The following is a 12,582-nucleotide window of genomic DNA, read 5'->3' as shown; positions in this document are numbered from 1 at the left end:
AACAACATGACACCCAAGAAAGAGATACGAATTGGTTTGATAGGAGCCGGTTTAATGGGCCGGACGCACTCGAATGGATATAAACGAATCGGCGATTTTTTTCCTGAATTGGAATACCGTCCGGTACTGAAGGCTGTTTGTTCGCGCAACAAAGAGAGTGTACAGAAATTTGCTGATCAGTGGGGCTATGAGTCCATCGAAACGGATTGGAGAGCCATCATTGCCCGCGATGATATTGACGCCGTCGATATTTGTACCCCCAACAATACCCACGCCGAAATTGCTATTGCCGCAGCCGCAGCCGGGAAGATGATTCTATGCGAGAAACCCCTCGCCCGAACCCTGGCCGAAGCCCAGCAAATGGTAGACGCTGTAGAAAAGGCAGGCGTTCAGAATACCGTCTGGTATAACTACCGGCGTGTACCCGCCGTTACGCTGGCCAAACAAATCATTGATTCGGGCAAGCTTGGCAAGATTTTTCACTACCGGGCCAACTTCCTGCAAGACTGGACCATCAGTGCCGATGTGCCACAAGGCGGAACCGGTACCTGGCGTATGGATGTCGATGCGGCCGGGTCGGGTGTAACCGGTGATCTGCTGGCTCACTGCATCGACACGGCCATGTGGCTGAATGGGGCTATTACGGATGTATCGGCCGTTACCGAAACGTTTGTCAAAGAGCGGATGCATCAGGTAACGGGTAAAGTCCAGCCAGTCGGTATCGACGATGCCTGTATTTTTCATTGCCATTTTGGCAACGGCTCGTTAGGGCTTTTCGAAGCGACGCGCTACGCCCGTGGCCATAAAGCTTTATATACACTGGAAATCAACGGCGAGCATGCGTCTATTCGGTGGGATTTACATGACATGAATCGCCTGGAGTATTTCGACCATGCGGATGATTCTATTGTGCGGGGCTGGCGTTCGATACTTGTAACGGATGGCGATCAGCCGTACATGAAGCGGTGGTGGATACCCGGAACGATCATTGGCTATGAACATACCTTTGTGCACCAGGCCGCTGATTTCTTCAAGAGTCTTGAAACTGGCGAACCTTGTGCGCCTACATTCCTGGATGCCTTGCAAACCCAGAAAGTCTGCGAAGCGGTGCTGGAATCGGCAACGTCCAGAAGCTGGAAAGAGACTGGTGCTACGGACGTATAACGGGCTTTTTAAATACTAAAAAAAGGGATTACATAACTGTAATCCCTTTTTTTATAGACCAGAATAAGCTCACTATATACGTGGGCGGACAGTATAAATACTTAATATTGATTTTGGCAATAGTCTATAATGCAATATAAAAAAAGGCATACTGTTAAAAAAAGTAACAAAGGTTTGGTAGTCTGTGCAGATAAGTGCCTAATTTGTATGCGTTACCACAACTGCCCGATCCAATATTCTTATGATTCAAAAAATTCTCCATTCGTTTATGTTCGTGCTGTCGCTGGGCGTACTGGTTGTGCAGGCACAAACAATCCCTACGCCCAAAGAGCACTTTGGTTTTGCTATCGGCGACGATTACCACCTGGCTACTTATACCCAGACCGAAGCCTACATTAAAAAACTGGCAACTTCAGACCGGACCAAACTGGTTGATATTGGTCTGACCGAAGAAGGACGCCATCAGTTTATGCTGATCGTTTCTTCGCCGGAAAACATCAAAAAGTTGGCTACTTACAAAGAAATCTCCCAAAAGTTAGCCCGTGCCGAAGGCATCAGCGAAGAACAAGCCCGCGCCCTATCCAATGAAGGGAAAGCCATTGTCTGGATCGATGGCGGTTTGCACGCCACCGAGACCGTTGGCACTCACCAGCTCATTGAAACGGCTTATCAGCTGGTCAGCCGCAAAGATCCCGAGACGCTGAAGATTCTCGATAATGTCGTTATTCTGCTGACGCATGCCAACCCGGATGGGCAGGAGATTGTGTCGAACTGGTATATGCGCAATCCGACACCCGAGAAACGAACGCTGGATAACTTGCCGCGCTTATATCAGAAATACGTTGGGCACGATAACAACCGGGATTTCTTCATTATGAACATGAAAGAGTCTCAGAATATCGGTCGTCAGCTATTTGTTGAGTGGATGCCGCAGATCATGTACAACCACCACCAGCGCGGGCCAGCCGGTTCGGTTCTGGCGGGGCCGCCCTACCGCGATCCGTTCAACTATGTGTTTGATCCACTGATGATTACCGGTATTGACGCTTTAGGAGCCGCGATGATCAACCGACTAAATGCGGAGAACAAACCGGGTTATACGCGTCTTGGCGGATCTGTTTTTTCGACCTGGTATAATGGCGGGTTGCGTACTACCACGCACTTTCACAACATGATTGGCCTGCTCACCGAAATTATCGGCAATCCAACTCCTGAAGATGTTCCGCTGGTTCCACAGCGACTCATTCCGAACGGCAATACGCCCTTCCCGGTTACACCGCAAAAGTGGCATTTTAAGCAATCAATCGACTACTCGCTTTCACTCAACTATGCTACGTTGAACTATGCCGCCCGGCACGCTGATGAGTTGCTGTACAACATCTACCGGATGGGCAAGAACTCAATTGAGCGGGGCAGTGGTGACTACTGGACCTTATCGCCAAAACGAATTGATGCCATTACGCAGGCCTATCAGGCCGCTCAGAAGAAATCGACGCCTGGTGCCGGTGCTTTAGCTAACCCAGATCAGAATGGATTACTGCCTCGTGGCGGTGGAATGCCGATCAAATATTATGATACCATTATGAAAGCGCCCGTTCTGCGCGATCCTCGGGGGTTCATTATTACGGCGAACCAGCCCGATTTTCCAACGGCGGTTAAATTCGTGAATGCCTTGATAAAAACCGGCATCCAGATTCAGCAGGCAACCGCCGATTTCTCGGTAGCTGGCAAGAAATATCCGGCGGGTTCTTATGTGGTAAAAACCGATCAGGCTTTCCGGCCACACGTCATTGACATGTTCGAGCCGCAGGATCACCCGAATGATTTCCAGTATCCCGGTGGTCCGCCCGTTCGGCCCTATGATGCTGCTGGCTGGACACTTGCCTATCAGATGGGGGTTCAGTTTGATCGGGTTCTGGATGGCTTCGATGGTCCGTTTAAGAAACTGCCGTATGGCGAACTACAGTCACCGAAGGGTCATGTAGATGGTCCGGCCGGAGCTGGCTACGTGCTGGGCGCGCGGGCCAACAACTCATTTATCGCGGTCAATGATTTGCTTAAAGCGGGTGTCGATGTATACCGTCTGCCAAATGGGGTAGGGGATAAGTCTGGCATTGAGGCTGGTTCATTTTTTGTGCCGGCATCGGCCAAAGCGAAAGCTATACTGGATAAGTCAACCAGCGAATTAGGGCTAGCCGTGACGGGGTTGTCTAAAAAACCAACCACGTCCATGACCAAGGTGTCGCCCATGCGCATTGCCCTTTGGGATACGTATGGTGGCTCGATGCCTTCGGGCTGGACCCGCTGGCTGATGGAGCAATACCATTTCCCGGTCCAATTGGTGTATGCGCAGGACATTGACGCGGGTGATTTACGAAAGAAATATGATGTGATTCTGTTCGTAACCCGCGCTATTCCGGGTGTTGGCAATGCAACGGCCGGTCGGGGCGAAGGGGAGTTTCCGGCCTCCCGAGAGCCAAAAGCAGAAGAGTTACCAAGTGAGTATCGGCCGTGGCTCGGTAAGATCACTGCCGATAAGTCAATTCCGAAGTTGAAACAATTTATGGAAGCGGGCGGAAGCGTGGTCACCATCGGTACGAGTACGAACCTCGCTTATCACCTGGGTTTACCCATCAAAAATGCACTGGTTGAAATGAGTGCTAGTGGGCAGGAGCGTCCGCTACCAGCGGAGAAATACTATATTCCAGGCAGTATTTTACAAGTGGACCTTGACTCTACTCAGCAAGCTACCTGGGGTATGCCTACAAAAACGGATGTCTATTTTGATGCTAGCCCGGTATTTAAAGTAGCGCCAGATGCTATTGCCAAAGGCGAAGTGAAACCGCTGGCATGGTTCTCGACGGCTAAACCGCTACGCAGTGGCTGGGCCTGGGGACAAGGGTATCTGCAGGATGGGGTTACCGCGTTTATGGCGCCGGTTGGCTCGGGTAAGTTAATTGCCTTTGGCCCCGAGATCACCTTCCGCGCCCAGGCGCAGGGTACATTCAAGCTGCTGTTCAACCAGCTTTATGCGCTGAAGACACCTTAACGGAACGTGAATAGTACTATCAAAAGAAAGCCTGACCCACTGTGGGTCAGGCTTTCTTTTGATAGCGAATACGGTCTAATTCTGGTTATTCAACTTATTGAGGAGCATTTTATTGAATACCTGCTCTGTTTTATACAACTCAGCTAATTGCTGTGCGCTGATAACTTTCAGAAACCGGCTCATGTATTCTTCATCAAGATCGGCCAGTTTTTGCTTCGTCGCATTGACTTCGCGAAGGCCGTTTACCAGTTGATTGTCGTTCAGGTTAGTGCGGGATGGTTCATTGGTCAGTTGCCGAACCCGCCGGTTCAATTCCTGCTTCTTGGCGTTGTATTCGTTGTAAACTGCCCAAAACTGAGGGGCCTGATCGGTAGTCAGGTTAAGTCGATTGGTGATTAATCCAATCTTTGCTGATTCAATTTTCTGGCGTCCGTTGAGATCATTCTGTGCGTTGGCGAGTTGGGTCGTCAGTGTCAGGGCAATCATCCAGCCAATCCATGCGTGTTTCATCGCGGTAAAGTTAACCATGCTAAATAAATCAGGAGCCTACATTCGGATTGTCCGAAAGAACCTCGTCCTTAATATGCTGCTGAATGTCGGCGGGCTGCACGTTCAAATACTGAATAGCCGTTGTGTCATTGCCCAGAGAAGAATGGAGTTGCTGGCTATCGGCTAGCTCATCGGCATTGATACCCTGCTCGTCGAGATAAGCCGTAATGACGTCATCACTCACGCCAGCCAGTGCTTCACTTGGCAGCGATTCCTGACGTTGCGGCAACGTTTGCCAGACCAGCAGCGCAATTAGGCTGGCCCCAACCAATGAGGCTGTAGTGCGCTGCCATGACCAACTGATACTAAAGGCTGGTTTGGGCTTGTGCATAACACGCGCCTGCACCCGAGAGGGCAGCGTGTCGAAATAGCCATCCGGTGCCGCAAACGGAAGTTGCCGCATCGGGTGTTCTGGTGGTAATTCGTCAAGCCGGAAGTTATTATCCTCGTTCATGGTAAGTGGTGTGTGTATTACACGATTCCAATTCGGTTATAGGTGTTTGACAGTATCAGCTGGCCTGGGTTTAATCGGTTGTATCAGTTTTTGTGATAAAATCCTCTATTTTTTTTACGGCCAGATGGTAGGACGCTTTCAAGGCGCCAACGGATGTACCAGTAATGTCAGCAATCTCTTCGTACTTCATATCATCGAAGTACTTCATGTTGAACACAAGCCGTTGCTTATCGGGCAATTTGAGCAGTGCTTTTTGCAACTTCATCTGCACCTCCTCACCCGTGGGTTCGCTTCCCGATGTCACGTAACTGGAATTACTTTCCAGCTTCTCCATCAACTCTCCCTCAACATCACCGATGGGCAGAAAAAAGCGCCGGCGTTTCTTGTTGAGGAAGTTCAGACACTCGTTGGTCGCAATGCGGTACACCCATGTATATAACTGACTATCACCCCGAAACTGTTCCAGACTGTTCCAGACTTTAATAAATGTTTCCTGCACCAGATCATCGGCGTCATCATGATCGATGACCATCTTGCGGATATGCCAATATATTTTCTGTTGATACTTGCGCACCAGCAGATTAAAGGCGTAGTTCCGGCTCGACGGGTCGCGGTATTTGGCGAGGATTTCTTCGTCAGTCATTCGGTCAACGGTTCACAGTTTATGGTTTGTGGTTTATGGTTTGTGGTTGGCTGACGCGTAAGCACGTTATAGGCGTCAGCCAACCACAAACCATAAACCACAAACCGTAAACCGAAACCCTATTTTCTTGCCATTGCTTTTTTCACTTGCTCGACAATCTTGTCGGCCGTGAGTCCATATTTCTGCATCAGTTGGTCGGGTGTAGCGCTCTCACCGAAGGTGTCATGTACACCAACGTATTCAAGCGGGGCAGGGTAGTTGCGAGCCAATACTTGGGCAACACTATCGCCTAATCCACCATTGATCATGTGCTCTTCGGCCGATACAGCACAACCCGTTTTCTTCACCGATGCAAGAATAGCCTCTTCATCTAACGGTTTTATGGTGTGAATGTTGATAATGTCGGCGTCAATTCCTTCTTCGGCCAGCATTTCGCCCGCTTTGATGGCTTCCCAGACAAGGTGGCCCGTACAGAAAATCGAGACGTCTTTCCCTTCATTAACGGTCCACGCTTTACCAATTTCAAATTTCTGATCAGCCGGGGTAAATACCGGAATCACCGGACGTCCGAAGCGCAGGTAAACCGGTCCTACGTGGTCGGCAATGGCCATGGTAGCGGCTTTCGTCTGGTTATAGTCGCAGGGGTTGATGACGGTCATGTTGGGTAGCATTTTCATCATACCCAAATCCTCCAGAATCTGGTGGGTAGCGCCATCTTCGCCAAGGGTTAAACCGGCGTGGGAAGCGCAGATTTTAACGTTTTTGTTCGAGTATGCAACCGACTGGCGGATTTGGTCATACACCCGGCCGGTAGCGAAGTTGGCGAATGTTGTCGCGAAAGGAATGTGGCCGCCAATGGTTAGCCCCGCTGATACACCAATCATGTTGGCTTCGGCAATCCCGCACTGAACGAAACGCTCCGGGTTTTCTTTAATGAAGACATCTAGCTTAAGCGAACCCGCCAGGTCGGCGGTTAGTGCAATAACGTTAGGGTTTGATCGGCCTAGCTCTGCGATGCCCGCGCCGAAGCCCGAACGCGTATCTTTTTTCTCCGTGTATTCGTATTTTTTCATAGTGTAGAGACGTAATCCCTTACGTCTGTTAATTCATCAAAAAAATTGACTTCGTCAGTTCTATTATGCCTGTTTAGAAAAGCTGATTTGTCTCCAAATCAGCTTTCACTTAAATCACCTATTCTATTGTACAGATTTCAGTATTTCAAAGCCTCGAAAATAGTCGATTTGCCCGACCCGTTAGGACCGACAAAGACTGTGAACGGACTCAGCTCAATGAGCTCGATCCGTTCAATGGACTTGAAATTTTCGATGACCAGGCGTTTGATGTTCATGTGTCTGTGTACCAAACAGCTTCTGGCTGTTTGATTTTGCATTCCGCCACAAACAGCCAGAGGCTGTTTGGTACAATCAATAATCCGTTACACCAATTGATAAGGGCAGCCCGTTCAGCGCCTGCGTCAATTGGTCAGCGTTGGGTGCCGTGCCGTGCCATTTATAATTGCCAACCATGTACTCGACGCCGAAGCCCATTTCGGTGTGCATCAGAATCATGGTCGGTACTTCTGGATTTTCCTGCGACTTCTTAAGCGTCCGGATGACGTCTTCAATGTCGTTTCCTTCCATCTCGTCGACAAACCAGCCGAACGCACGGTATTTGGCTGCCAGATCGCGGTTGCTGTTTACATTGTCGGTCGTGCCGTCAATCTGGGCGTGGTTGAGGTCGATGATGGCGGTTAGGTTACCTAGTTTTTTGTTCGGAGCAAATTGAGCCGCTTCCCAAACCTGACCTTCCTGCTGCTCTCCATCGCCCATCAGAACGTATACATGGCTTTTGTCGCCATTCAGTTTTTTGGAGTAAGCCGCACCGCTGGCTACCGACAAGCCCTGGCCCAACGAACCCGATGCAATGCGAACACCTGGCAGATGTTCAGCCGTTGTAGGGTGGCCCTGCAACCGGCTATCCAGTTTCCGGAACGTAGCCAGCTCTGAAATGGGAAAGTAGCCCGCCCGCGCCAGTACTGAATAGAATACTGGCGAAATGTGGCCATTCGACAGAAAGAAAATGTCTTCATCCCGGCCATCCATGTCGAAGACAGGATTGCCATTGGCATCTTTTTTCCGGTTCATCACCTCAAAATAAAGGGCGACCAGAAAATCAGTACAACCTAGAGAACCACCGGGGTGCCCGGAGTTAACGGCTGCTACCATGCGAAGAATGTCACGCCGAACGGCGGTTGCAGTGTGTTTGAGTTGGTCTATTTCCATGTAGTAGTGCGGATAAAATCCCGCTTTTTTAATCAACGATGGCGAGTTCCCGCCTGCACAGCGTTATGGCTGCCCCGGCGGAAGGATCGCATTAAGGTAAAATCTGTTCTGCGTGGTTTTTAGTGTCTACTTTGTTAATAATATCGGTGATGACGCCGTTCTCATCGATGAGAAACGTTGTTCGGACAGTGCCCATATACGTCCGTCCGTACATGGACTTTTCTTTCCAGACATCATAAGCCTCGGCCACCTTCCTATCGGTATCGGCTATAAGCGTAAACGGCAACTCGAATTTACTGATAAATTTTTGGTGAGATTTCTGATCATCGATACTCACTCCCAGAACCTCGTATCCTGCGGCCCGCAAATCGGCATAGCTATCGCGAAGACTACAAGCCTGAGCCGTGCAACCAGGTGTATTATCCTTCGGATAAAAGTAGAGAACCACTTTTTTGCCCCGGTAGTCAGACAGTTTAATGGGCTGGCCATTCTGGTCAGTGCTTGTAAAGTCAGGAGCTAGGTCGCCAATGTGTAGGCTCATTATGGTTTTTGGTTTTTGGTTTACGGTTTTTGATTTGTAGGGCAGTCAGACCAACGTAAACCAAAAATTGTAAACTAACTTCATCATCTTTTTCGTCCCTTTTTCGGCGCGGCTTTACGCTTTACCGGCTGACGGGGCACGTCAATGGTTGTACTGTCGGAGCCAATGTTTCCGGCATGATCTTTAACCTGAACCAGCACTTCGGCACCGGCCTCAAACGGTTCCTCTGGATTCAGCTTGTCTGACCACAACAGGGCTCGTTTGTAATCATATTGCATAAGTACCCATTCGCCATTCACTAGTGCCCTGAATTCAGAAATGCCGGACAGATCATCCCTAATTTTGGCCGTGATGCCTTTGGGTGTCGCGCTCAAAATTTCGACCGACGGCGGATTGGCATCGGTCATTAACTGGAAGCGGCCCAGCGAACGGGTTTTAAATTCAATCTTGCCTTTGCTCCATTTTCCACCCAGAAAACTTTCGCGACCGCCACTTACCCAATACGCTTTGGTGCGCATGGTATCGATGGTAATTGAGTAATTCGGTACGTACTGAACCGTTAGGTAATCGTTGAGTGGAATAGTCGGCTGGTTAATTTCGATTCCTCCTCCCGGCAACGGCCGCATGGCCAGGTGTAACGTGTCGAACAATGTTTTAGCGCCAAACTCCAATCGTGTGTTTCCATCAGTAACGACCTCGGCCCGCCCCGGTATTACCCGTTTTTTGAAATTTGTTCGGATCACACCCCGGCCAAACTGAACCGAGTCGGGCAAAGCCTGCCGCAAATCTATAAGATAAACCGCTTGGTTGTTGCGAACATAACTAACCGGTTGTTCCACAACGGTCCGACCTGTGATAAGTTTAGCGACTGGTGCATTGCCAGCGACTATATTTCGGACCGTTAACTTCAGTACATTTTCGTCAGTAGTGACGGTCGCGGCTGTCTCTCCGTTGACTGATTCAGGCGAGTAGCTTGCCGGCTGAACGGCTATGGAGTCTGTCCGGAGCGGGTTGGTCGTTGCTACTTCGGGCATGATCGTAAAGGTCAATTTGGCAGAATGGTCGTAGGCGTCGTAAAGAATTAAGGTGACCTCGTGCGCTTGGCCATCCAGCAACGGTAATCGACCCCGGTAAGCCGCGTTACTTTGTAGCTTGTATAGATTCAGAATATTGCCATCCGCAATGTAGGCTCGGTGGTAACGCTGGCCGGTGGTCTGCTCCACTTCGTAGTTCTCGTGGATGTTCATAAACCGGGTTTGCTCATTCGGGAAACTGTTCATGTTGTAGGCAAACACTTCCCGCCCATCGAGCCGAATTTCCAGACAACTGATGCCGTTTCGGTACGGAGAGCCACTCGTTTTATCATAGGCTAACACCTCCATTCCGATCAGACCCGACGCCGTAATGGGTTTCGTTATCGTGTAAGAGCCATCGGACTGACGCACGGGGACGAAACTGATGCGTTGATACTCGCCATTGATGCGCGAGGTGGGCGTCATCGTTTTCATGGCAATTCGTTCGAAATAGGGCGGTACGTTGTCCTGGATTTCCGAAAAATTATACAGCAATGGATTGATCAAATTGTCTTTGACATCTCGAATTTCGAAATGAAGGTGCGGTCCACCCGACCCACCCGTATTGCCCGAAGCCGCAATCACATCCCCCTGCTTAACCGGAAACTGGCCCGGTTGCGGACGGAGGTCAATCTCAAAAGTTTTTTTCTGGTATTGCTGCTCACGCAGGTAAGTGCCGAGGGTATCTTTCAGGGCCTTCAAATGGCCATAAACGGTGGTCAGACCGTTGGGATGTTTGATGAAAATGACATTTCCATAGCCCCCCGTGAATACAGCAATTCGTGCTACGTAACCATCAGCAGCCGCATGGACATCCAGTCCTTCGCGGCCGCCGGTACGAATATCCAGACCTGCATGAAAGTGATTGGGGCGCAAGTCGCCCATGCCACCTGAGAGGGAGTTTGCCCCACCGGGCTGAATCGGAAATTGAAAATAACCGGCCTCGATCGTGCCGGGCTGAATGTAGCCCGTCTGAGCAGCGGGTTTGGTCGGTGCAGACGGAGGGCTGGTTTGTCCAAGGACTACCCCTGAACCAAACAGAGCAGCTACTACCAGATTATAAATTAGTCTTTGTTTCAAAAGTAAAGTCAATTGGAAACCGCAACCTTGGCTAGAGTCCGATCAATAAGGACGCCTATTTTACGTCAAACGTAAGCATTGGGTTATCTTCAATGAATGCCGTCAAGCGGTCGCCCACCTGAACGGGGCCAACGCCTTTCGGCGTGCCTGTAAATAGAATATCGCCCTGTTGTAGCAGAAAATACCGCGATACAAACGAAATCAGGTAGTCGATCTTGAACAGCATCAGGCTTGTATTTCCTACCTGACGGGTTTCGCCATTGATATCCAGCCGAAAGTTCAGATTCTGTAAATCAGGAAAATCGGTTTTAGAAACAAAGTTTGAAATAGGAGCAGAGCCATTGAAGCCTTTCGCCAGCTCCCAGGGCAAGCCTTTTGCCTTCAGTTTACTCTGCACATCACGGGCAGTAAAGTCAATTCCGACGCCTATTTCGTCATAATATTTATGGGCGAACTTCTCGTCAATATTCTTTCCCACTCGATTGATTTTCACCAGAATCTCAACTTCGTGATGAACATCCGTGGAAAAATCCGGGTAGAAAAATGGCTCATGTTTCAGAGGAATAGCCGTTTCGGGCTTCATGAAAATGACCGGGTCCTCGGGCTGTTCGTTGTTGAGCTCCTTGATGTGTTCAACGTAATTTCGGCCAACGCAAATAATTTTCATAGAGTAACGCGGACATGCTGTCCGCATCTGTGCGGACAGCATGTCCGCGTTACATTAAACCAATCCAAATGCTACAAATCTAAGGACTAATGAGGGGCTGACCGCATCGGTTCATAAAATTTTGAACAATTCTAGTACTTTGCACGTCATATAACGTCAGAATATACTACCATTAAAAACACATAAAAATGAAAAAAATCATAATTGTCATGTTGTCACTCGCTTTTGCTGTTACGGCTTGCGAGAAAGTACCTTTAACGGGACGAAAGCAACTGATTTTAGTACCTAACAATGACATGCTTTCTATGAGCTTCACGCAATACAAAGCATTCCTGGATACAAGTAAGGTTATCAGCACCAGTAATGGCGATGCTGAAATGGTCAATCGAGTTGGCGATCGTATTCGTCGGGCTGTTGAAAGTTATATGAACAGCAACGGCTACAGCAAACGGCTTGAAGGGTTCAAATGGGAGTATCATTTGGTGCAAAGTAATCAGGTAAATGCCTGGTGTATGCCCGGCGGTAAAATCGTCGTTTACTCTGGTATTTTACCGTACACACAGAATGAAGCTGGTTTGGCTACGGTACTGGGGCATGAGGTTTCTCACGCCATTGCTGAACACGGTAACGAACGGATGAGTGAAGGATTAGTGGCCAATGGTCTTCTTCAGGCTGGTCAGGTAGCAACCGGTATTGGCACATCGGGTAAAAGCGCGCAGACACAGGCTATATTCCAGCAGGCATTTGGCGTCGTTGGCCCATTAGCCTATCAATATGGTGTCGGTCTTCCTCACAGCCGTAAACAGGAATCAGAAGCCGATCACTTAGGGCTGATTTTTATGTCGATGGCAGGCTATGATCCAAGAGAAGCAATCACGTTCTGGACACGGATGGCCAAAGCAGGTGGGGGGAAAGCACCTGCTGAGTTTTTATCGGACCACCCATCCGACGAACGCCGTATCGCTGACTTACAGAAACTGCTGCCCGACGCTCAGAAATATTATGCCAGTGCCCGATAACGCACTGAGCCTACAATAAATAAAAAAGCCGGCGTGTACACGCCGGCTTTTTTATTTGTAT

At 49.4% G+C, this 12,582-nt stretch carries 12 protein-coding genes; 3 read left to right on the top strand and 9 right to left on the bottom strand.

Going from position 1 to position 12,582, the window contains the following annotated elements:
- Nucleotides 1-6 precede the first annotated feature (6 nt).
- Together SD10_RS18420 and SD10_RS18415 are read left to right on the top strand one after the other, a co-directional pair.
- Entirely contained in the window at nt 7-1,164 is a 1,158-nt protein-coding gene (locus SD10_RS18420) for a Gfo/Idh/MocA family protein (protein WP_046575757.1), read from the top strand.
- A gap of 268 nt (nt 1,165-1,432) precedes the next feature.
- Nucleotides 1,433-4,213 carry a M14 family metallopeptidase gene (locus SD10_RS18415; RefSeq protein WP_148562556.1) on the top strand — a complete coding sequence of 927 codons (2,781 nt, stop codon included), beginning with the start codon at nt 1,433-1,435 and terminating at the stop codon, nt 4,211-4,213.
- A gap of 75 nt (nt 4,214-4,288) precedes the next feature.
- Here SD10_RS18415 and SD10_RS18410 read toward each other — a convergent pair whose 3' ends face one another.
- The 9 genes from SD10_RS18410 to SD10_RS18375 form a co-directional block, all read right to left on the bottom strand.
- Complete coding sequence (locus SD10_RS18410) at nt 4,289-4,741, bottom strand: hypothetical protein (RefSeq protein WP_046575754.1); 453 nt, start codon at nt 4,739-4,741, stop codon at nt 4,289-4,291.
- Between the two features lie 10 nt (nt 4,742-4,751).
- Complete coding sequence (locus tag SD10_RS18405) at nt 4,752-5,216, bottom strand: hypothetical protein (protein WP_046575752.1); 465 nt, start codon at nt 5,214-5,216, stop codon at nt 4,752-4,754.
- Nucleotides 5,217-5,286: 70 nt separating this feature from the next.
- The gene (locus SD10_RS18400) at nt 5,287-5,859 is read right to left on the bottom strand and encodes an RNA polymerase sigma factor (protein ID WP_046575750.1); all 573 of its coding nucleotides are present in this window, start codon (nt 5,857-5,859) and stop codon (nt 5,287-5,289) included.
- 119 nt (nt 5,860-5,978) lie between these two features.
- Complete coding sequence (locus SD10_RS18395; protein WP_046575748.1) at nt 5,979-6,932, bottom strand: transketolase family protein; 954 nt, start codon at nt 6,930-6,932, stop codon at nt 5,979-5,981.
- A gap of 137 nt (nt 6,933-7,069) precedes the next feature.
- The gene (locus tag SD10_RS29160) at nt 7,070-7,207 is read right to left on the bottom strand and encodes an AAA family ATPase (RefSeq protein ID WP_227699008.1); all 138 of its coding nucleotides are present in this window, start codon (nt 7,205-7,207) and stop codon (nt 7,070-7,072) included.
- A 76-nt stretch (nt 7,208-7,283) separates the two neighbouring features.
- Nucleotides 7,284-8,141 carry a transketolase gene (locus tag SD10_RS18390; protein ID WP_046579753.1) on the bottom strand — a complete coding sequence of 286 codons (858 nt, stop codon included), beginning with the start codon at nt 8,139-8,141 and terminating at the stop codon, nt 7,284-7,286.
- A gap of 91 nt (nt 8,142-8,232) precedes the next feature.
- Nucleotides 8,233-8,682 (bottom strand): thioredoxin-dependent thiol peroxidase, encoded by a 450-nt coding sequence (bcp, locus tag SD10_RS18385; protein ID WP_046575746.1) that lies wholly within the window; start codon nt 8,680-8,682, stop codon nt 8,233-8,235.
- 83 nt (nt 8,683-8,765) lie between these two features.
- The gene (locus tag SD10_RS18380; protein ID WP_046575745.1) at nt 8,766-10,835 is read right to left on the bottom strand and encodes a M23 family metallopeptidase; all 2,070 of its coding nucleotides are present in this window, start codon (nt 10,833-10,835) and stop codon (nt 8,766-8,768) included.
- 55 nt (nt 10,836-10,890) lie between these two features.
- Nucleotides 10,891-11,502, bottom strand: coding sequence for a fumarylacetoacetate hydrolase family protein (locus SD10_RS18375; RefSeq protein ID WP_046575742.1), 612 nt, complete (start codon nt 11,500-11,502; stop codon nt 10,891-10,893).
- Between the two features lie 188 nt (nt 11,503-11,690).
- Here SD10_RS18375 and SD10_RS18370 point away from each other — a divergent pair, with 188 nt between their 5' ends.
- Nucleotides 11,691-12,521, top strand: a complete 831-nt coding sequence (locus SD10_RS18370; protein WP_046575741.1) for a M48 family metallopeptidase — start codon at nt 11,691-11,693, stop codon at nt 12,519-12,521.
- Nucleotides 12,522-12,582 lie beyond the last annotated feature (61 nt).

The sequence above is a fragment of the Spirosoma radiotolerans genome, assembly GCF_000974425.1.
Classification (GTDB): Bacteria; Bacteroidota; Bacteroidia; order Cytophagales; family Spirosomataceae; genus Spirosoma; species Spirosoma radiotolerans.
The sequence above is the reverse complement of the archived record's forward strand: the minus strand, read 5'-3'. Positions and strand labels throughout refer to the sequence as shown.

Excerpts from the sequence above, each read along its gene's own strand:
- SD10_RS18420 (WP_046575757.1), top strand. The coding sequence starts at position 7 with ATGACACCCAAGAAAGAGATACGAATTGGTTTGATAGGAGCCGGTTTA.
- SD10_RS18415 (WP_148562556.1), top strand. The coding sequence starts at position 1,433 with ATGTTCGTGCTGTCGCTGGGCGTACTGGTTGTGCAGGCACAAACAATC.
- SD10_RS18410 (WP_046575754.1), bottom strand. The coding sequence starts at position 4,741 with ATGGTTAACTTTACCGCGATGAAACACGCATGGATTGGCTGGATGATT.
- SD10_RS18405 (WP_046575752.1), bottom strand. The coding sequence starts at position 5,216 with ATGAACGAGGATAATAACTTCCGGCTTGACGAATTACCACCAGAACAC.
- SD10_RS18400 (WP_046575750.1), bottom strand. The coding sequence starts at position 5,859 with ATGACTGACGAAGAAATCCTCGCCAAATACCGCGACCCGTCGAGCCGG.
- SD10_RS18395 (WP_046575748.1), bottom strand. The coding sequence starts at position 6,932 with ATGAAAAAATACGAATACACGGAGAAAAAAGATACGCGTTCGGGCTTC.
- SD10_RS29160 (WP_227699008.1), bottom strand. The coding sequence starts at position 7,207 with ATGAACATCAAACGCCTGGTCATCGAAAATTTCAAGTCCATTGAACGG.
- SD10_RS18390 (WP_046579753.1), bottom strand. The coding sequence starts at position 8,141 with ATGGAAATAGACCAACTCAAACACACTGCAACCGCCGTTCGGCGTGAC.
- bcp (WP_046575746.1), bottom strand. The coding sequence starts at position 8,682 with ATGAGCCTACACATTGGCGACCTAGCTCCTGACTTTACAAGCACTGAC.
- SD10_RS18375 (WP_046575742.1), bottom strand. The coding sequence starts at position 11,502 with ATGAAAATTATTTGCGTTGGCCGAAATTACGTTGAACACATCAAGGAG.
- SD10_RS18370 (WP_046575741.1), top strand. The coding sequence starts at position 11,691 with ATGAAAAAAATCATAATTGTCATGTTGTCACTCGCTTTTGCTGTTACG.